This window comes from Burkholderia sp. IT-111MI5, from assembly GCF_949752865.1.
GTDB lineage: Bacteria > Pseudomonadota > Gammaproteobacteria > Burkholderiales > Burkholderiaceae > Burkholderia > Burkholderia pyrrocinia_C.
On the sequence record NZ_CATKIF010000011.1, the window covers coordinates 1,212,677 to 1,231,257 of the forward strand.

The window sequence follows — 18,581 nt, forward strand, 5'->3', positions numbered from 1 at the left end:
CCGCCGGCGCAGCATAAGCGGAACGGGAGGAGCAACGGATGAACGGGTTTTCCGGCAAGGTCGCCGCGATCACGGGCGCCGGTTCGGGCATGGGCCGCAGCCTCGCGGTCGAGCTCGCGCGGCGCGGCTGCGAGGTCGCGCTCGCCGACGTCAGCGAAACCGGGCTCGCCGGTACGGCGGCCGCGTGCGCGCAGCACGGCGAGCGCGTGAGCACGCGGCGGCTCGACGTCGCCGACCGCGACGCGGTGTTCGCGTGGGCCGATTTCGTCCGCGCCGAACACGGCAAGGTCAACCTGATCTTCAACAATGCGGGCGTGTCGCTCGCCGCCAGCGCCGAAACCGCGCACATCGCCGATGTCGAATGGATCGTCGGCATCAATTTCTGGGGCGTCGTGCACGGCACGCAGGCGTTCCTGCCGCACCTGCGCGCGTCGGGCGACGGCCACGTCGTCAACACGTCGAGCCTGTTCGGGCTCGTCGCGATGCCGACGCAAAGCGCGTACAACGCAACCAAGTTCGCGGTGCGCGGCTTCACCGAGGCGCTGCGGATGGAGCTCGAACTCGACGGCGCGCCGGTGAGCGCGACCTGCGTGCATCCGGGCGGCGTCGCGACGAACATCGTCGATGCGGGCCGCGTCGATACCAGCATCCACGCGCTCACGGGCCAGGACGAAGCGACCCATCGCCGGCAGGCGAACCGCCTGATCAACGCGACGACCGCCGACGATGCCGCGCGGCAGATCCTCGCGGGCGTCGAGCGCAATGCGCGCCGCGTGCTCGTCGGCGCCGACGCGCGCCGGCTCGACCGGATCGCGCGCCTGCTCGGCGCCGGTTACCAGTGGCTGATGCTGCGCCATGTGCGCCGCGCCCGTGCACGCAATCTCGAACGCGCCCCCGCCCCGGCCGCACGCCCGGCCACGCCGACCAAGGACCCCGCATGACCTCGACGACGACCGACCGGCGCGACGCGCCGCCCGCCCCCGGCGCCCGCCATGACCGTGGCGACGGCAACGACCTCGACGTGCTGATCGTCGGCGCCGGCCTGTCCGGCATCGGCGCCGCGTATCACCTGAAGCAGCGCTGCCCGCATGCGAGCGTCGCGATCGTCGAGGCGCGCGACGCGATCGGCGGAACCTGGGACCTGTTCCGATATCCGGGCGTTCGTTCGGATTCCGACATGTTCACGCTCGGCTACAGCTTCCGCCCGTGGCACAGCGACAAGGCGATCTCCGACGGCCAGACGATCCTCGACTACATCCGCGACACCGCGCGCACGTACGGGATCGACAAGACGATCCGCTACGGCCAGAAGGTCGTCGCGGCCGACTGGGACTCGAACCGCGCGCGCTGGACGGTGCGCATCGAGCGCACGCGAGACGGCGCGGCCGACACGCTCGTCTATACCTGCCGCTTCCTGTTCATGTGCAGCGGCTATTACGACTACGACGCCGGCTACCTGCCCGACTGGCCCGGCATGGACACGTTCGAGGGCAAGCTCGTGCATCCGCAGCACTGGCCGAAGGATCTGACCTACGCGAACCGGCGCGTCGTCGTGATCGGCAGCGGCGCGACGGCCGTCACGCTCGTGCCGTCGATGGCGGCCGACGCGCGGCACGTGACGATGCTGCAGCGCTCGCCGACCTACATCGTGTCGCTGCCCGCGCGCGACAGGATCGCGAACGCGCTGCGCCGCGTGCTGCCGTCGCGGCTCGCGCACCGGCTCGTGCGCGTGAAGAACGTGCTGCTGACGATGTACCTGTACAACGTATCGCGCCGCAAGCCCGACCAGACGAAGAAATTCATCATCCGCGCGGCCAGCAAGCAGCTCGGCCCCGGCTTCGACGTCGCGAAGCACCTGACGCCGCGCTACATGCCGTGGGACCAGCGCGTGTGCCTCGTGCCGAACGGCGACCTGTTCAAGTCGATCCGCGCGGGCCGCGCGTCGATCATCACCGACGAGATCGAGCGCTTCACGCCGACCGGCCTCCAGCTGAAGAGCGGCCAGCAGCTCGACGCGGACGTGATCGTCACCGCGACCGGGCTGAAGGTGAAACTGCTCGGCGGCGCGCGCGTCACGGTCGACGGCCGCGCGGTCGATCTGCCGGAGACCGTGTCGTACAAGGGCATGATGTACAGCGACGTGCCGAACCTCGCGTCGTCGTTCGGCTACACGAATGCGTCGTGGACGCTGAAGGCCGAGCTGATCGCGCGCTACGTGTGCCGGCTGCTCAACCACATGCGCGCGAACGGCTATGACACGTGCGTGCCGCGGCTCGGCGCCGGCGATCTCGGCGACGTGCCGGCCGTCAACCTGAGCTCGGGCTACATCCAGCGCGCGGCCGGCATCCTGCCGAAGCAGGGCCATCGCAAGCCTTGGAAATTCCATCAGAACTACGTGCTCGATCTCGCATCGCTGAAGTTCGGCGCGCTCGCCGATTCGGCGATGCATTTCGAACGCCGCGCGAAAACCGGCCCGGCTGCGACCCCGCCGGTTGCCGAACCCGCACTCGAAACCCGCTGAGGCCGACATGACCCCTACGCTCCATCTGATCCTGAACGTGCTGCTCGGCGTCGTCGCGGTGCTCGCCGCGCTCGCGCTGTTTTCCGGCTACGTCGCCAGCCGCGTGACGCGCGCGTTCCCGCCCGAAGGCCGCTTCGTCGACATCGGCGGCGACCGCATCCACTACGTCGAATACGGCAACGGCCCGCCGATCGTGTTCGTTCACGGGCTCGCGGGGCAGCTGCGCAACTTCGCGTACCTGCCGCTCGCGCGACTCGCGCAGCGGCATCGCGTGATCCTGATCGACCGGCCCGGCGCCGGCCGCTCGACCCGCGGCGCGGGCTCGCAGGCGAACGTGTTCGCGCAGGCGCGCACGGTCGCCGCGTTCATCGACGCGCTGCGGCTCGACAAGCCCGTGCTGGTCGGCCATTCGCTCGGCGGCGCGATCGCGCTCGCGGTCGGCCTCAACCATCCTGATCGCGTGAGCCGGCTCGCGTTGATCGCGCCGCTGTCGCACGAGCAATCCGAGCCGCCGGCGCCGTTCCGGCCGCTGATGCTGCCGTCGCCGCTGGTGCGCCGCTTCGTGTCGTGGACCGTCGCAATCCCGCTGACGATCCTGACCGGCCGCAACGCCGTGCGCCAGGTGTTCGCACCGGAAGACGTGCCGCGCGACTTCCCCACCAAGGGCGGCGGGCTACTCGGGATGCGGCCGCATGTGTTCTACGCGACCGCGACCGACCTGCTGTCGGCGCCCGTCGACCTGCCCGCGATGGTGCGCCGCTATGCGGAGCTCACGCTGCCGGTCGACGTGCTGTACGGCCACGCCGATCCGATCCTGAACTGGCGCGAGCACGGCGACGCGCTCGCGAAGAAATCGGCGCGCGTGCGGCTGAAGGTCGTCGAGGGCGGGCACATGCTGCCGGTCACGCTTCCGGATGCAACGGCCGACTGGCTGCTCGAAGTCGCCGCCGCGCCGGCCGACGCCGTCGCACGAGCTGCGCGTATCGAGTCCTGAGCGGGAACGACGCGGGGCCTGATTCAGTGCCGTGCAGCCGGTGCTGCGACGGAATCAGGCTTCGTCGTCGGGCACCGACAGCCCGAGATCCGCGATCACCTCGCGCGCGTTGCGGAATGCCTCGACCGCGGCCGGCGCGCCCGCGTACAGCGCGCTGTGCAGCAGCACCTCGCGGATCTCGACGAGGCTCGCGCCGTTATTCAGCGCGCCGCGAATGTGACCCTTCAGCTCCGTGCCGCGGCCGAGCGCCGCCAGCATCGCGCAGGTGCACAGGCTGCGCGTCTTCAGGTCGATCCCGCCCCGGTGCCACGTGCTGCCCCACGCGTGTTCGTTCAGCCAGTCCTGCAACGGACGCGAAAATCCGTCGAGGTCACGCATCGCGCTCTCGACGAACGCCTCGCCCATCACGTCGATCCGCCGCGCCTTGCCGTATTCCCTGTCCTGTTCGCTCATGTCCGTGTCCTGGGTGAAGTCGTGGTCGTAGTCGTGGCCGCGGCGGCGTCGCCGGCGGCCGGGAGATTTCGCGCCATGTTCACGGGGTCGGCGCGTTGCGTCAAAGATGCGGCCCTCGGTTCGCGGCCGTTCGCGTGACGGGCGGTCGAACGCTACGTAACATCCGGCCGCGCGTTACGGCGGCTTACGGGAACATCGCAACCGTCGCATCAGTACACGGTACGTGCCCGTCGCGCAAAACCGCCATTCCTCCGTTTAAATCGCGTTGATATTCCCGATTCCCGCAACAAAGCGCGACGCCGTTTCGATAAATCCGTCATGGCGCGGAATTTGCAGTGGAGGCTTGGACACACTTCCAATGTCGAGGCCTACATGCACAATATATTCAAGAAGACGACGGTAACGATGGCCGTCGCGTCGCTGCTCGCGCTGTACGGTTGCGGCTCGGTCGACGGACCGACGACCCCGCCGACGATCAAGCCGAGCACGTCGGGGACGAGCGGCACTTCGGGGACGTCCGGTACGTCGGGCGGCGGTTCGTCGGGGACGTCGGGTGGCGGGAGTTCGGGTACGTCCGGTAGCTCGGGTACTTCCGGTACTTCCGGTACTTCCGGCACCTCGGGTACTTCCGGTACGTCGGGCACCTCCGGTACGTCGGGTACTTCCGGCACCTCGGGCACCTCCGGTACGTCGGGTACTTCCGGCACGTCGGGGACTTCCGGCACCTCGGGTACTTCCGGTACGTCGGGGACTTCCGGCACGTCGGGGACTTCCGGCACCTCGGGTACTTCCGGTACGTCGGGTACTTCCGGTACTTCGGGCACCTCCGGTACGTCGGGTACGTCGGGTACCTCGGGTACCTCGGGTACCTCGGGTACCTCGGGTACCTCGGGTACCTCGGGTACCTCGGGTACCTCGGGTACCTCGGGTACCTCGGGTACCTCGGGTACCTCGGGTACCTCGGGTACCTCGGGTACGTCGGGTACGTCGGGTACGTCGGGTACGTCGGGCACGTCGGGTACCTCGGGCACTTCCGGTACCTCGGGCACTTCCGGTACGTCGGGCACCTCCGGCACCTCGGGCACCTCGGGCACCTCGGGCACCTCGGGCACCTCGGGCACCTCGGGCACCTCGGGCACCTCCGGCACCTCGGGCACCTCGGGCACTTCCGGCACGTCAGGCACTTCCGGTACGTCGGGCACCAGCGTCACCCCGCTCGGCAATGTCCTCCAGCAATCCGGCAACCTCGTGACGGCACTCGGCACGACGGTCGCGAACGGCGGCGCGCAGATCGGCGGCGTGCAGATCCCCGGCACGAACCCGACGACGGCCACCAGCGTCGGCAACGCGGTCACGAGCCTCGGCAACGGCGTGCAGTCGCTCGGCAACGGTGTCGCTGCCGGCCTCGGCTCGATCGGCGTGTCGCCGAACCCGCTCGGCCCGACGCTCACGTCGACTACCGGCCTGCTGACCGGCGCCGGCGGCGCGGTCAACAACCTCGGCAACGCAGTGACGAGCCTCGGCACCGGTCCGCTGTCGCCGCTCGCGCCGGCGACGACCCTGGTCGGCAATCTCGTCAACACGGTCGGCAATGCGGTCAACTCGACAGCATCGGCGCTGAATACCGCGCTGAACAGCGCGCCGGTCCAGCAACTCGAGACGCAGCTCGGCAGCGTGATCAACCCGATCACGAACACGCTGACCGGCGGCGTCACGACGCCTGGCGCCACGCAGATGCTCGGCGGCGCAACCATGCTCGGCGCCCCGCTCAGCGGACTGCTGAGCACGCTCGGCAGCGGCCTCGGCCTCGCCGGTTCGCAGGTCGGCAGCGCGACCGGCAACCCGGTCGGCACGAGCGCCGGCAACAGCGTGTCCCAGCTCGGCAACACGGTGGCGTCGGCCGGCGGCCTGCTGTCCAGCGGCAGCTCCAGCAGCGGCACCAACCCGCTCGCCCCGATTACCGGTCTGCTCGGTACGCTGACGGGCGGGCTCGGCGGCGGCAGCAGCTCCAGCGGTACGGGTGGTACCAGCGGCACGAGCGGCACCAGCGGCGGCCCGCTTGCACCGGTCACCGGCCTGCTCGGCACCGTGACCGGCGCGCTCGGCAGCCTCGGTTCGAGCGGCACCAGCGGAACCGGCGGCACGAGCGGCACCGGCGGCTCGGGTGTCGGCGGCCTGCTGGCGCCGGTCACCAACCTCGTCAACGCGCTGACGCCGCTCGGCGCAAGCCTCACCGGCACGGTCACGACGCCGGGAGGCAACGTGACGGGCACCGTCGGCGGCCTGCTGACGAGCGGCCCGGTCGGCACGCTGACGGGCGCGCTGACGACGCCGGCCGGCTCGGCGGGTGCCATCGGCACGGCCAGCCCCGGCGGCGCAACCGGCACGGCGACGACACCGGCCGGCAGCGGCACCGTGGCGGCCCTGACCGGCAGCTCGAACGGCGGTACCGCGGGCGGCGCAGCCAATCTGCTGTCGCCGGTGACGAACCTGCTCGGCGGTCTGCTGGGCGGCGGCACCAAGAAGTAACGCTTTAACTACCAGAACCACAGGCCAATGGCCGGGCACGCATCAATACAAAGCCCGGCCGACGGCCGGCGTCACCCGCCAAGCGGGGGCGCCGGCCGTCATCCCGACGAGGATCCGATCATGAATTCCACGCTCGACGGCATCGCCGCGGTCCAGGACCGCCCGCCCCGTTCCGCCACGCCCTTCCGCGCCGGCCTGCTCGGCATCGCGGCCGGGCTCCTCGCGCTGTGGTTCACGCGCGACCAGCCGGCCCTCGACGCCGCGACGCGCGCAATCATCGCAAGCCTCGCGATCATCGGCACGATCGCGCTGCACGAAATCCTCATCTCGCGCGTCTACCTGCGCCCGAGCGCCGGGCTGTCGCGCCAGGCCGTGCGGCCGCTCGGCCTCGCGCGCGTCGCGACGCGGCTCGGCGCGCTCACGTCGATCTATGCGGGCATCGGGATGCTGTACTGGCTGCTGCCCGAATATCACGGCGATTTCTACCGGCCGTTCTGGTCGCTGCTGCGCGCGCTCGCCCCGTACGTGATCGTCGCCGCGCCGTTCTATTTCATGTGGATGGACCGCCATCAGCGCGAAACCGACGACGCGTACCTGCTGTGGGGCCGCTTCCTGTTCCGCCGCGAGCGGCCCGCAAGCTGGCAGCCGGTGCGCGAGATGCTCGCCGGCTGGGGCGTGAAGACGTTCTTCCTGCCGCTGATGACCGTCTACCTGTCGAAGGACGCCGATCATCTGACCGCGTCGCTCGCGCACGCGATGAATGCGCCGATGTCGCTCGCGACCTTCTCGTTCCTGTACGACCTGTCGTTCACGATGGACCTGATGTTCGGCACCGTCGGCTACCTGTGCACGTTCCGCATCCTCGACAGTCACGTGCGCACGGTCGAGCCGACGGCGCTCGGCTGGGGCGCCGCGCTGATCTGCTATCAACCGTTCTGGTCGCTGATCTCGGGCCACTACATCCGCTACGAAGGCTCGCTGTTCTGGGACAACTGGCTGCTGTCCGCGCCGACGCTGCGCGTGATCTGGGGCGCCGTGATCATCCTGCTGCTGATGACCTACGCGCTGTCGACGATCTCGTTCGGGCTGCGCTTCTCGAACCTCACCAACCGCGGGATCATCACGTCGGGCCCGTACCGCTTCACGAAGCATCCGGCGTACATCACGAAGAACCTGTCGTACTGGATGGTGTCGGTGCCGTTCGTCGAGCCGCTCGGCTGGCAGGTCGGGCTCATGCACTGCGCCGCGCTCGTCGCGGTCAACCTGATCTATTACCTGCGCGCGAAAACGGAAGAACGCCACCTGATGCGCGATCCGGACTATCGTGCGTACGCCGAATGGATCGCGCAGCACGGGTTGTTTGCGCGGATCAGGCAGGCGTTCGGGGTGCAGCAGCCGGCGTGACGGAGCGGCCGGCGGCAGGGGCGGCGATGCGTTGCCGCTCCGGTCATCGAATGGACGTCGGCGTTTCACCGCATCCGGATAGACAAAGACAGTCGCCACGCACTTTCCCCAATCGCCAGCGATCCGTGTTCGCATGCATCGTTCGGCGCGAAGGCGCGCGGCCGCTTGCGGCCAATTGTCGCGAAACGCCGCGATTCCCCGCTTTTCGTCGCTTTTCTCCGCCAGTCCGATTGCCCGCCCCCGGCACCTCGCGTATGGTGCTGGCCGTCCGCGCTCGAACCGTCGCGCGGACACCCGACCGTCGTCACGCACGACGGCCGTGCGGGCCGTGCCCGCCGCTCACCGTCTCCGCGATGCCTCCCGCCGGCACCGCGCATTGATGAGGAAAGAGGCGTGATCCACAAAGTCCTGATCCTGTTCGCACTCTGCATCGCGGGCCTCGCCGCGATCGCCGCCGGTTTCCAGCACATCCCCAGCTGATTCGCGGCCCCGGCTCGCTTCGCCGAGCCCGGGGGCCGCCCCCATTCCATTTCCCTTGTTGCGATGAACCTCTTTCTCGAACCGCCCGGGACGGGCGACCTTTGCCATGCGCATCGACGTACAGCATTCCCAGCACGACATCGACGATGAACTCGACACGCTCCACGCACGCCTCCACCAGCCGGGCCATCGCCTGCACGGCCTGCCGGCCGTCGCGCTCGGCCGCTCGGGCCTGATCGTCCGCCACCGCGAAGCGGACGGCGAATACTTCCTGTATGTCGAAGATCCGGCCGCGCGCCAGCTCGCCGGCTACACGGTGTTCAACCGCCTTCCCGAAATCCCGCGCCGCGCCGACCGCTACCTGCGCGCACCGCACACGCGGCTGCGCGGCTCGGCGCAACGCAAGGGCCTTGCGACGGCGCTGTATCGCTGGGGGCTCGACGCGGGCCTGTGCCTGATCAGCGGCGCGCGCCAGTCGGTCGGCGCCGCGCAGCTGTGGACGGCGCTCGCGCAAGATTACCGGCATGGCTTCGTCGATGTCGAAGGCCGCGCGCTGCGTTATCTCGGCGACACCGTTCCGGACGACGTGCACGGCGCGCTGCATACGCGGCGGCTGTTGCTCGGCAACGGGTGGACGATGACGGAATTCGCGCGGGTAGCCGGGATGAGCGACGCCGAACAGGTTCGATGCGATTCCGCGACCATGTTCAACGCATCGGCGCGGACCGCGTAGCGTCGGCAACGCACACCACGCCGCCCGAACGCCGATGCGATAATCCGTCCGGTCCGCACGACGCGGCAGCGCACCACGCCAACCGAAACGCTCATCGATGACCACCGATCCCCGAACCGACGCCGACCGCCGCATCGACATCGTCGCGCTATGCGGCAGCCTCCGGTCGCAGTCGTACAACGCCGCGCTGCTCGATGCAGCCGCGCTCGTCGCACCGCGCGGCATGCGCATCGCGCGCTTCGATCGCCTCGGCGAATTCCCGCTGTTCAATCCCGATACCGAATACCCGTCGCCCGCCGCCGTGCGCGACCTGATCGATCGCCTGAACGCGGCCGACGGCGTGCTGATCGCAAGCCCGGAATACGCGCACGGTGTAACCGGCGTGATGAAGAACGCGCTGGACTGGGTCGTCGGATGCGAAGCGGTCGTCTACAAGCCGGTCGCGGTGCTGAATGCGTCGCCGCGCGCGACGCACGCGGACGCGGCGCTGCGGGAAACGCTGTCGGTGATGTCGGCACGCATCGTCGAGCGCGCATCGATCGCGCTGCCGATCCTCGGGAGCCAGCTCGATGCGGCGGGCATCGCTGCGCATCCGCCGTTCGCGTCGGCGCTGGCCGATGCGTTGCAGGCGCTGCGCGCGACGATCGATGACACAGCGCCGGGCCGATAGCCGCCACGCAACCGGTGTTCGTTCGTGAATGCGTGCGGCGTTACCGCGCCCTGGCGCGCGTCGCCTTTTTCGCCGGTTTCGACGCCTTCGCGCGCGGCGCCTCCTTCTCGGGCTGCGCGCCGCCGCCGGCGAGATCCTCGAGCCACGCGAGCGCATCGACGTATGACAGGAACTGCTGCAGATACTCCGGCGACAGCTCGCGCATCGTCGCCAGCGACCGGTGCACGAGGCTGTTCGAATTGAGCGGCCCCGCATTGCGCGGCACCTGGTCGAGCGACTGGCGGTACTGCTGTTCCGTGCGGACTTTCGACCACATCGTGCGGAAGTAGTCGACCAGCTCGGGATCGAGCCCGCGCCGGTCGGCCTGCGCATCGCGCGCGAGCCGGTCAACGAGTTCCGCAATCGCGCCGCGTACGGGCGCATCGGCCGCGGTTTCTGCCGTGTCGCACGTGGCCTTCGCTTCATCGGCCCGCGCGACGATCTCCGAGTAGCCCTCGATCAGCGTCGCCAGCCGCGCGTCGAGCAGGCCGCGTGCGTCGCCGTCGAGCACGGCCGCGCGCCGTTCGAGCGCGTCGATCCGGTGAAAGCGCACGGGATCGAGCCGGTCGGCGCCCTGCTCGCGCCAAGCGTCGAGCGTCGCGCGGGCGGGCGTCGCGTCGTCCGTCACTTCGCCTTCCCTCCGTTCGATGCGCTCTTGCGCGGTACCGGCGCGATTTCCACGCGGCGGTTCTTCGCGCGGCCTTCATCGTCCGCATTCGAGCTGACCGGCTGTTCGGAGCCGAACGCGGCCGCGAACACCGATGCCGCCGGCACACCGGCGTCGATCATCGCACGCGTGACCGTCAATGCGCGCTTGGCCGACAGTTCCCAGTTGTCCGCGAACTGGCGGTTGCCCGCATGCACCTGCTGGTCGTCGGCAAAGCCGCTGATCATCAGGATCTCGTCGCGCGTCTTCAGATAGGCGGCCAGCGGTGCGGCCAGCGTCTTCAGCAGGTCGCGGCCCGCGGGCTGCAACTGGTCGGAGTTCAGCGCGAACAGCACGTTACCGCTGATGCCGATGCGCCCGTTCACGAGCGTCACGCGGCCGGCCGCGAGCGGCCCGGCAAGCGCCTGTTCGAGCGACTTGCGCTGCTGCGCTTCGAGCTGGCGCGCACGCACGGCTTCCTCAAGCTTCGACGTGAGCTGAAGCTGCATGCCGATCACGCCGACGAGGATCAGCACGAACGCGCCGAGCAGCACCGACATCAGGTCGGCGAACGCGGGCCACACCGGCGCCGATTGCGCGCCGCCGTCGATTTCGTCGTGCATGCGTTACGCTCCGACGGGCGCCCGCCGGCCGGCGAGCTGCTGCAAGTCTTCGACGATCTGCTTCTGCGACATCATGCTCAGGTCGATCACCTCGCGCGCCTGCGCGACGTAGTACTCGAGCTGCTCGTCGCTGCGCGCGAGCGATTTCTCGAGCGCGGCCTCGATGCGCTGCAGATGGGTCAGCAGCTTGTCGTTCGACTCGCCGAACACCTGCACGGCCATCCCGAACGCATCGCCGAGGCTCGCGACCTCGACTGCGCCGGCAGTGACCTGCGCGGCCACCGCATCGAGCTTGCGCGTTTCGGCATCGACGGTGTCGTTGAAGCGCGCGCCGACGCGGTCGAGCAGGTCGGCCGACGTGCTGACGAGCGCGTCGATCGCGGTGCGCTGTTCGGTCGACGCGTGGTTGACCGCGCCGAGCAGCGTTTCGAGCGTCGCGAGCAGGCGGCTGCGTTCCTCGAGCGTCGCGGTATCGCGCACCATGCTGTCGGACAGACGCTGGCGCAGCTCGGCGACGACGTCGGCCGCGGCCTTCGGCGCTTCCGACGCGGCCTGCACGAGGCGCGCGATCTCGTTGATCGTGTCGCTCGCATGCACCTGCGCCTGCGCGGTGATGTCGTTCGCGGTGCGGGCCAGCGTGTCGCAGATGTCCTGCTGGCGCGTCGCGGCCTGCGCGCTCGTCTGCGCCCATTCGTCGCGCAGCGCGGCCGCCATCGCGGCGAGCGAATCGTTCCATGCCTTGAGGCGTTCTTCGTCGCGTGCGGCGAGTTGCGTCTGCAAGCCGGCGTGCGAATCGCGGATCGTCGACAGCAGGTCGTTCGAGCGTTGCTCGAACGTGGCGGCCTGCGTGGTGAGGTCGCGCGTCGTTTGTGCGAGTGCGTCGCAGATTTCCTGCTGACGGCCCGCGCTATGCACGCCCGCGCGTTGCCATTCGTCGCCGAGCTTCGTCGCCATCGCGGTCAGCGAGTCGTTCCACGCAGACAGGCGTGCTTCGTCGCGTGCGGCGAGTTGCGTTTGCAAGCCCGCGTGCGAATCGCGGATCGTCGACAGCAGGTCGTTCGAGCGTTGTTCGAACGTGGCGGCCTGCGTGGTGAGGTCACGCGTCGTTTGTGCGAGTGCGTCGCAGATTTCCTGCTGACGGCCTGCGCTGTGTACGCCTGCGCGTTGCCATTCTTCGCCGAGCTTCGTCGCCATCGCGGTCAGCGAATCGTTCCACGCAGACAAACGTTCTTCGTCGCGTGCGGCCAGTTGCGTTTGCAGGCCCGTATGCGAATCGCGGATCGTCGACAGCAGATCGTTCGAGCGTTGTTCGAACGTCGAAGCCTGTGCAGTCAGGTCACGCGTCGTTTGCGCAAGCGCATCGCAGATTTCCTGCTGGCGGCCTGCGCTGTGCACGCCCGCGCGTTGCCATTCGTCGCCGAGCTTCGCGGCCATCGCAGCCAGCGAGTCGTTCCAGGCAGACAGGCGTGCTTCGTCGCGTGCGGCCAGTTGCGTTTGCAGACCCGTATGCGAATCGCGGATCGTCGTCAGCAGATCGTTCGAACGTTGTTCGAACGTGGCAGCCTGCGTGGCGAGATCGCGCGTCGTTTGCGCAAGCGCGTCGCAGATTTCCTGCTGACGGCCCGCGCTATGCACGCCTGCGCGCTGCCATTCGTCGCCAAGCTTCGCGGCCATCGCGGCCAGCGAGTCTTTCCACGCGGCGAAGCGCTGTTCGTCGCGCGCGGCCAGTTCGGTCTGCAGCCCCGCGTGCGACTCGCGCATCGCGGCGAGCGTCGCGCCCGAATGCCGCTCGAACGTCGCGGCGGCTTCGCCCAGCGCGCGCGCGTGCTGGCCGGCCAGCGTCTCGCCCACCTGCTCCTGGCGCGACAGCGCTTCGCGCCATGCGTCCGACAGGCGGCCTTCGGTCGATTCGAGGCGTGTCGCGACGCCGTCGAGCAGGTCCGTCGAACGCTGCGCGAACGTGTCGGTGAACTGGCCGAGCGTCGTCTGCAATTGCTGCGCGACGGCGTCGCCCGCGCGGCGCTGTTCGTCGAGCGCGCGGTTCCAGACGGCCGTCACGTTGCCGGTGGTCTTTTCGAAGCCGTCCGTCAGCCCGTCGAGCTGGCGCTGCACGGCGCCCGTCACGGTGTCGCGCAGCGCGGCCATCTCCTGCGCGAGCCCCGTCATCGTCGCGGCGACGACCGGCTGCAGCGCGGCGCCGGCCACGCGCGCGCTTTCGGCGGCGCTTTCCTTCAACGCATCGCCGACGTTCGACGCGAGGCCCGCATACGCGCGCTCGGTCCGGTCGAAAAACGCCTGCTGGCTTTCGAGCTGGCGATCGTGCAGCGCGACGCTGCGCGCCTCGAGCGTCGTCATCATCGTCTGGAGCCGGTCGACCAGCGCCGGCATCACGTCGGCCTGCCGCTGCAGCAGCCGGAACGATTCGTCGCGCTGGTGCGCGGACGAATGCACGCGCAGCGTCGTCGCGATCTTCGCGTCGAGCTGCTGGGCCGCGTCGATCCGCTCGCGGCGCACGAGCGCGGACAGCAGCCCGAGCATCGCGGACGTCGCGACGCCGGCAATCGACGTGCCGAATGCGAAGCCGAGGCCCTTCACCGGCGCGATCAGCGATGCGCGGATCGCGTCCAGATCGGTCGCGCTTTCGAGCGCGGCGCCCGTGCCCTTCAGCGTCACGACCATCCCGAGCAGCGTGCCGAGCATGCCGAGCAGCACCAGCAGGCCGACGAGGTAAGGCGTGAGCGCCGGGCCCGGCAGCGCGACGCGCGCGCCCTCGACACGTGCCCGCACGGCGCCGCGCAGACCCGGATGCAGCGTGTCGAGCCACGCATCGAGCTTCGCCGGCGGCTCGGTCAGGCCAGCGACCGCGCGCGACAGCGTGGCGGTCGCCTGCCGGTAGCGCAGCAGTTCCCATGCGCCGGCGACGTAGCACGCGCCGATCAGCAGCGTGACGGCCGTCGCCAGCGGGTTCGACGCGACATAGCCGACGCCGATCCAGCCCACTGCGAGCAGACCGGCGACGAAGACAACGAGATCAATGCGAATTCTGGACATAGAGCGTGTTGATTAGCAGGTGCGAAGGGCCGCGAGCAGCCCGTCTACCGTTTGAAACCGGACTTCGAGTTCGGCGAGCAGGATGCTCTGCATTTCGTCTCGAAACGTGTCGAGCCATGCGCCGGGCACGATCGCCGCGACGGCCGTGCCGTCGGCAATCGCGCCGTCATCGGCCGCTTCGGCCGGGTCGGATGCAGCAGCGGATTCGGCATCGGCCAGCGCCTGCCGTTCCGCTTCGCGCAGCCGCCCGAAGCGCGTGCCGAGCAGCGCGGGCACGGCCGACAGCAGGCTGCGCTCGCGCGCGCCGAGCACGCGCTCCATGATCGTGTCGAGCGTCGCGAGCCGCGCCATCCCGGACGAACGCGCGGCGAGCGCGACCCGCAGGCGGCCGCGCAACTGGCCGATCGCCGTTTCCATCTCCTGCTGCAGCGACAGATAGCGCTGGCGGAAGTCCGCGAAATCGGCCGTGTCGGCGGCCGGCGGCGGCATGTCGCCGGGCCGGCGCCGCGTACGCGGCCGGTTGGTGGCCGTGATCGCCTGCGCGAGATCGTGGCGCACGCGCGCGCAGTCGCGCTCCGCGTCGTAGCCGCGCACGCCGGCCGCGACGCCGGGCGGGCTCGTGCTCAACGCAGACGACAGCGTGATCGCGTCGGTCCAGCCGAGCCACTGGCTCAGCCGGTCGGACAGCGTCTGCCGGGATTCCGCGACGTCGGCATCGGCCAGGCGCGCGAGCAGCCGGACGAGGGTCGGACCGCTCAATGCCGGGCGCGGAGGAGCTTGCACCATGCTGCAAACCGTCAAAAAAGGCAGCAGTTTACACGTCGCCGGGAAGGCGACCGTCAGAATCGGGGAAGCGGCGCCGTCCGGCGCACCGGGCGACACACGCGGACGCCCGTCGCGCAAGGCTCCGCGGGCGGTGGCGGGTGGCCGGGACCACCGTCGGCGGCGGCTCGGCTCGGCGCGCAGTCGGGACGGGACGGGACGGCTCGGCTCGGCTCGCTCGGGTCGAGTCTGGTCGCCGGGAGCCTCTCCCGGCGTGTCATGAGGAAGAAGAACGCGTTTCCGGGCGACTTGCGGTTCCCGAAAGCGCGGTGCGCGGTTCGGGCGGTTCGCTCCGGCGGCCGACCGGATGAACGGCCGCCCGCCGTGCATACGGATCGGGAGTCGAAGCGCTCAGATCCCCGCTTTCGGTGCGTTCAGGATCAGCCGCAGCCCGAGCAGCGTGATCGCGCCGGCCGCGACGCGGTCGACCCATTTCTTCGCGCGCAGGTAGAGCTCGCGCGGCCGGCGCGTGGAAAAGCACAGCGCGACGATCGTGTACCAGCCGAATTCGACGCCGAACACGAGCGGCGGCAGCGCGAGGTAGCACCACAGCGGCGGATGCTGCGGGAGCAGCGCCGCGAAGATGCTGCCGTACCAGATCGCCGTCTTCGGGTTGCTGAGCTGGGTCGTGAGGCCCGTCCAGAACGACTTGCGCGCGCTGCCGCCGGCCACGGCCTGCGGATCGTCCATCGCGATCGGCCGGTCGGCGCCGCGCCAGATCTTCGACGCCATGTAGATCAGGTACGCGCCGCCCGCCACCTTCAGGCCGACATACAGCCATTCGACGGCCTGCAGCAGCGTATAGAGCCCGGCCAGCGCGACGCCGCCGAACACGATGCCGCCCATGCCCATGCCGAGCGCGGTAGCGAGCCCGTCGCGGCGCGACAGCCCGATCGAATTGCGGGCAACCAGCACGAAGCTCGGGCCCGGAATCATTGCGCCGAGCCACAGCGCGGCCAGGATCGCGAGTACGGCAGCCGATGCGGTCATCGAAGTCTCCTTGATCAGCGACGCCGATTCGCCGGCGCCTGCGTGTCGTTTCCGACGGTCGAGCGGTCGATTCTGGCACGCTTCGCGCGTGGCCGAAAGCGGCCGCGCGCTGCTATGCTGGCCCTCTTTCCCGTCATCCCGCGCCGCCGCCCATGATCGAGATCCGCGCCGCCCGTTATCCCGACGACGCCAGCGTCGTCCGTCGCCTTCAATCCAGTGCCGGACACCGGCTTTCCCGGGCGGGATCCGTGATCGGTACGACAACACGCCGAACCCTCGTCCCGCTGCTCGCCGCACTCTCGTTCAACGCATGGGCCGGCGACCTGCCGAAGTCGATCGCCACGCAACTGCCGCCCGGCTACCAGCCGCTGCTCGCGCAAGCCGGGCCCGATCTCGGCAACGGCCGGCACAGCTTTCTGGTCGTCGTGCATCGCGCGGTCGATACGCGCGAGCAGCCGTCGCCGCGCCCGCTGCTGATCTACGAGGAACAGCCCGATCGCGCGTACCGGCTCGCCGCGCGCAACGACCAGGTCGTCCTGCGCGCGAACGAAGGCGGCCAGTGCGATCCGTTCGATCCCGAAGACGCCGCCGACAACGGCCTCTCGGTGAAAGGCCGCTATTTCACCGTGCAGAACGTCGTCGCGTGCGGGCAGCATTGGAGCGACTACGTGACGTTCCGCTACGACCCGCGCACGCACGGCTGGATATTTTCGAACCAGATCGTCACCGAATCGTTTCCGCTCGACGACAAGCCCGACCGCGTCACCGTCACGCGCGCCGATGCGCACCGGCCGATCACGTTGGGTCAATGGAAACGCAAGGAATGACGGCAGCGCAAAGCAACGCATGACGCGACCGGCGAAGCGGGCCGCGACCGATTGCGGCGCGCCAGCCGCGCCGCGCTCGCACCGGTGCGCGACCCGTCCCTCGCGCTTGCCGACGCTTCGCCCTTCTCGCCCTTCTCGCCCTTCTCGCCCTTCTCGCCCTTCTCGCCCTTCTCGCCCTTCTCGCACTTCTCGCACTTCTCGCACTTCTCGCACTTCTCGCACTTCTCGCACTTCTCGCACTTCACCCACTCGCAGCCGCACGCCAACAGGACTACCATAAGCGCTCGCCGTCGCGCGACCGTGCACCGCCGTACGCGGCTCGCCCGCACGCCTTCCCTCGTTGCACCCACGCAGGAGGACGTCATGACGCAACACTTCGATGCGATCGTCATCGGCACCGGGCAAGCCGGCCCGCCGCTCGCCGCGCGGCTGTCCGCCGCCGGGATGAAAGTCGCGATCGTCGAACGCGGCCGCTTCGGCGGCACCTGCGTGAACACCGGCTGCATCCCCACCAAGACGCTGATCGCGAGCGCGTATGCCGCGCAGCTCGCGCGGCGCGCCGGCGAATACGGCGTGTCGGTCGGCGGCCCCGTCACCGTCGACATGAAAGCCGTGAAGGCGCGCAAGGACCAGATCTCCGGCCGCTCGAACCACGGCGTCGAACAATGGGTGCGCGGCCTCGCTAACACGACCGTGTTTCAGGGCCATGCCCGATTCGAGCGCGCCGACGCGGTGCGCGTGGGCGACGAACTGCTCGAAGCGGAACGCATCTTCATCAACGTCGGCGGACGCGCGCAGGTGCCGCCGATGCCGGGCCTCGATTCGGTGCCGTACCTGACCAACTCGACGATGATGGACGTCGATTTCCTGCCCGAGCATCTCGTGATCGTCGGCGGCAGTTATGTCGGGCTCGAATTCGGGCAGATGTATCGCCGTTTCGGCTCGAAGGTCACGATCGTCGAGAAAGGATCGCGCCTGATCCGCCGCGAGGACGACGACGTGTCGCAAGCCGTGCGCGAGATCCTCGAAAACGAAGGGATCGACGTGCAGCTCGACGCGAACTGCCTGAGCGCGCGGCGCGACGGCGACGGCGACGGCGACGGCAACGGCAACGGCAACGGCAACGGCAACGGCAACGGCATCGTAATCGGCCTCGACTGCGCGGGCGGCGGCCGCGAGGTCGCGGGCTCGCACCTGCTGCTCGCGGTCGGGCGCGTGCCGAACACCGACGATCTCGGGCTCGACCGTGCGGGTGTGGAGACAGACGCGCGCGGCTATATCACCGTCGACGAGCAGTTGCGCACGAACGTGCCCGGCATCTGGGCGCTCGGCGACTGCAACGGGCGCGGCGCGTTCACGCACACCGCGTACAACGACTACGAGATCGTCGCGGCCAACCTGCTCGACGCCGATCCGCGCAAGGTGTCCGACCGCATCGCGGCGTACGCGATGTATATCGATCCGCCGCTCGGCCGCGTCGGCATGACGCTCGCGGAAGCGAAGCAGACGGGCCGCAAACTGCTCGTCGGCACGCGCCCGATGACGCGTGTCGGCCGCGCGGTCGAAAAAGGCGAAAGCCAGGGTTTCATGAAGGTGATCGTCGACGCGGACAGCCATGCGATCCTCGGCGCGTCGATCCTCGGCGTGACGGGCGACGAGGTCGTGCACGGGATGCTCGACGTGATGGCCGCCGGCGCGCCGTACACGACGATCAGCCGCGCGATGCACATCCACCCGACCGTGTCGGAACTCGTGCCGACGCTGCTGCAGGATCTGCATCCGGTCGAATGACGCGCGGC

General features: G+C 69.5%; 18 protein-coding genes. 9 read left to right on the forward strand and 9 right to left on the reverse strand.

Translation table 11 applies throughout. The features are described 5' to 3' along the window. Positions 1–38: 38 nt before the first annotated feature. The 3 genes from ACM6JT_RS13705 to ACM6JT_RS13715 are packed head-to-tail and all read left to right on the forward strand — an operon-like array spanning position 39 to position 3,515. On the forward strand, positions 39–941 hold the full coding sequence (locus tag ACM6JT_RS13705; RefSeq protein WP_243566152.1) for an SDR family NAD(P)-dependent oxidoreductase: 903 nt from the start codon (positions 39–41) through the stop codon (positions 939–941). Then, positions 938–2,521 carry a flavin-containing monooxygenase gene (locus ACM6JT_RS13710; RefSeq protein ID WP_414856660.1) on the forward strand — a complete coding sequence of 528 codons (1,584 nt, stop codon included), beginning with the start codon at positions 938–940 and terminating at the stop codon, positions 2,519–2,521. The genes ACM6JT_RS13705 and ACM6JT_RS13710 overlap by 4 nt, the downstream gene beginning before the upstream one ends. Positions 2,522–2,528: 7 nt before the next feature. Further along, positions 2,529–3,515 carry an alpha/beta fold hydrolase gene (locus ACM6JT_RS13715; RefSeq protein WP_414856661.1) on the forward strand — a complete coding sequence of 329 codons (987 nt, stop codon included), beginning with the start codon at positions 2,529–2,531 and terminating at the stop codon, positions 3,513–3,515. Between the two features lie 54 nt (positions 3,516–3,569). Here ACM6JT_RS13715 and ACM6JT_RS13720 read toward each other — a convergent pair whose 3' ends face one another. After that, a complete protein-coding gene (locus ACM6JT_RS13720; RefSeq protein WP_034182102.1) occupies positions 3,570–3,968 on the reverse strand; it encodes a carboxymuconolactone decarboxylase family protein in 399 nt (132 codons plus the stop codon). Positions 3,969–4,336: 368 nt separating this feature from the next. After that, positions 4,337–5,323 (reverse strand): highly repetitive protein, encoded by a 987-nt coding sequence (locus tag ACM6JT_RS13725; RefSeq protein WP_414856741.1) that lies wholly within the window; start codon positions 5,321–5,323, stop codon positions 4,337–4,339. Here ACM6JT_RS13725 and ACM6JT_RS13730 point away from each other — a divergent pair. Together ACM6JT_RS13730 and ACM6JT_RS13735 are read left to right on the forward strand one after the other, a co-directional pair. Further along, entirely contained in the window at positions 5,268–6,497 is a 1,230-nt protein-coding gene (locus ACM6JT_RS13730; protein WP_414856662.1) for a collagen-like triple helix repeat-containing protein, read from the forward strand. The two genes, ACM6JT_RS13725 and ACM6JT_RS13730, sit on opposite strands and share 56 nt — an antisense overlap. 120 nt (positions 6,498–6,617) lie before the next feature. Continuing rightward, positions 6,618–7,901, forward strand: coding sequence for an isoprenylcysteine carboxylmethyltransferase family protein (locus tag ACM6JT_RS13735; protein ID WP_034182100.1), 1,284 nt, complete (start codon positions 6,618–6,620; stop codon positions 7,899–7,901). A 339-nt stretch (positions 7,902–8,240) separates the two neighbouring features. Here ACM6JT_RS13735 and ACM6JT_RS13740 read toward each other — a convergent pair whose 3' ends face one another. After that, on the reverse strand, positions 8,241–8,489 hold the full coding sequence (locus ACM6JT_RS13740) for a hypothetical protein (protein WP_414856663.1): 249 nt from the start codon (positions 8,487–8,489) through the stop codon (positions 8,241–8,243). Between ACM6JT_RS13740 and ACM6JT_RS13745 the strand changes: the two genes are divergently transcribed. Further along, positions 8,488–9,114 carry a histone acetyltransferase gene (locus tag ACM6JT_RS13745; protein WP_414856664.1) on the forward strand — a complete coding sequence of 209 codons (627 nt, stop codon included), beginning with the start codon at positions 8,488–8,490 and terminating at the stop codon, positions 9,112–9,114. The genes ACM6JT_RS13740 and ACM6JT_RS13745 overlap by 2 nt on opposite strands. 97 nt (positions 9,115–9,211) lie before the next feature. Further along, the gene (locus ACM6JT_RS13750) at positions 9,212–9,784 is read left to right on the forward strand and encodes an NADPH-dependent FMN reductase (protein ID WP_414856665.1); all 573 of its coding nucleotides are present in this window, start codon (positions 9,212–9,214) and stop codon (positions 9,782–9,784) included. 40 nt (positions 9,785–9,824) lie between these two features. On the opposite strand, the gene ACM6JT_RS13755 is transcribed toward ACM6JT_RS13750, so the two are convergent. The 5 genes from ACM6JT_RS13755 to ACM6JT_RS13775 all read right to left on the reverse strand — a co-directional run bounded on the left by ACM6JT_RS13755 (position 9,825) and on the right by ACM6JT_RS13775 (position 15,955). Next, positions 9,825–10,451 (reverse strand): DUF2894 domain-containing protein, encoded by a 627-nt coding sequence (locus tag ACM6JT_RS13755; RefSeq protein ID WP_407971619.1) that lies wholly within the window; start codon positions 10,449–10,451, stop codon positions 9,825–9,827. Next, positions 10,448–11,092 carry an OmpA family protein gene (locus tag ACM6JT_RS13760; RefSeq protein WP_175746564.1) on the reverse strand — a complete coding sequence of 215 codons (645 nt, stop codon included), beginning with the start codon at positions 11,090–11,092 and terminating at the stop codon, positions 10,448–10,450. The genes ACM6JT_RS13755 and ACM6JT_RS13760 overlap by 4 nt, the downstream gene beginning before the upstream one ends. 3 nt (positions 11,093–11,095) lie before the next feature. Beyond that, positions 11,096–14,143, reverse strand: a complete 3,048-nt coding sequence (locus tag ACM6JT_RS13765; protein WP_414856666.1) for a DUF802 domain-containing protein — start codon at positions 14,141–14,143, stop codon at positions 11,096–11,098. Between the two features lie 12 nt (positions 14,144–14,155). Next, on the reverse strand, positions 14,156–14,929 hold the full coding sequence (locus ACM6JT_RS13770; protein WP_414856667.1) for a DUF3348 domain-containing protein: 774 nt from the start codon (positions 14,927–14,929) through the stop codon (positions 14,156–14,158). A gap of 387 nt (positions 14,930–15,316) precedes the next feature. Continuing rightward, the gene (locus ACM6JT_RS13775) at positions 15,317–15,955 is read right to left on the reverse strand and encodes a LysE family translocator (protein ID WP_105389698.1); all 639 of its coding nucleotides are present in this window, start codon (positions 15,953–15,955) and stop codon (positions 15,317–15,319) included. 248 nt (positions 15,956–16,203) lie between these two features. On the opposite strand from ACM6JT_RS13775, the gene ACM6JT_RS13780 reads away from it, so the two are divergent. Beyond that, positions 16,204–16,782 carry a hypothetical protein gene (locus ACM6JT_RS13780; RefSeq protein ID WP_243566144.1) on the forward strand — a complete coding sequence of 193 codons (579 nt, stop codon included), beginning with the start codon at positions 16,204–16,206 and terminating at the stop codon, positions 16,780–16,782. On the opposite strand, the gene ACM6JT_RS13785 is transcribed toward ACM6JT_RS13780, so the two are convergent. Next, positions 16,761–17,060 (reverse strand): hypothetical protein, encoded by a 300-nt coding sequence (locus ACM6JT_RS13785; protein WP_414856668.1) that lies wholly within the window; start codon positions 17,058–17,060, stop codon positions 16,761–16,763. The genes ACM6JT_RS13780 and ACM6JT_RS13785 overlap by 22 nt on opposite strands. 85 nt (positions 17,061–17,145) lie before the next feature. Between ACM6JT_RS13785 and ACM6JT_RS13790 the strand changes: the two genes are divergently transcribed. Continuing rightward, the gene (locus tag ACM6JT_RS13790) at positions 17,146–18,573 is read left to right on the forward strand and encodes an FAD-containing oxidoreductase (RefSeq protein WP_414856669.1); all 1,428 of its coding nucleotides are present in this window, start codon (positions 17,146–17,148) and stop codon (positions 18,571–18,573) included. Positions 18,574–18,581 lie beyond the last annotated feature (8 nt).

Coding starts and splice junctions, on each gene's coding strand:
- ACM6JT_RS13705 (WP_243566152.1), top strand. CDS start 39: ATGAACGGGTTTTCCGGCAAGGTCGCCGCGATCACGGGCGCCGGTTCG.
- ACM6JT_RS13710 (WP_414856660.1), top strand. CDS start 938: ATGACCTCGACGACGACCGACCGGCGCGACGCGCCGCCCGCCCCCGGC.
- ACM6JT_RS13715 (WP_414856661.1), top strand. CDS start 2,529: ATGACCCCTACGCTCCATCTGATCCTGAACGTGCTGCTCGGCGTCGTC.
- ACM6JT_RS13720 (WP_034182102.1), bottom strand. CDS start 3,968: ATGAGCGAACAGGACAGGGAATACGGCAAGGCGCGGCGGATCGACGTG.
- ACM6JT_RS13735 (WP_034182100.1), top strand. CDS start 6,618: ATGAATTCCACGCTCGACGGCATCGCCGCGGTCCAGGACCGCCCGCCC.
- ACM6JT_RS13745 (WP_414856664.1), top strand. CDS start 8,488: ATGCGCATCGACGTACAGCATTCCCAGCACGACATCGACGATGAACTC.
- ACM6JT_RS13740 (WP_414856663.1), bottom strand. CDS start 8,489: ATGGCAAAGGTCGCCCGTCCCGGGCGGTTCGAGAAAGAGGTTCATCGC.
- ACM6JT_RS13750 (WP_414856665.1), top strand. CDS start 9,212: ATGACCACCGATCCCCGAACCGACGCCGACCGCCGCATCGACATCGTC.
- ACM6JT_RS13760 (WP_175746564.1), bottom strand. CDS start 11,092: ATGCACGACGAAATCGACGGCGGCGCGCAATCGGCGCCGGTGTGGCCC.
- ACM6JT_RS13765 (WP_414856666.1), bottom strand. CDS start 14,143: ATGTCCAGAATTCGCATTGATCTCGTTGTCTTCGTCGCCGGTCTGCTC.
- ACM6JT_RS13770 (WP_414856667.1), bottom strand. CDS start 14,929: ATGGTGCAAGCTCCTCCGCGCCCGGCATTGAGCGGTCCGACCCTCGTC.
- ACM6JT_RS13775 (WP_105389698.1), bottom strand. CDS start 15,955: ATGACCGCATCGGCTGCCGTACTCGCGATCCTGGCCGCGCTGTGGCTC.
- ACM6JT_RS13785 (WP_414856668.1), bottom strand. CDS start 17,060: ATGGTAGTCCTGTTGGCGTGCGGCTGCGAGTGGGTGAAGTGCGAGAAG.
- ACM6JT_RS13790 (WP_414856669.1), top strand. CDS start 17,146: ATGACGCAACACTTCGATGCGATCGTCATCGGCACCGGGCAAGCCGGC.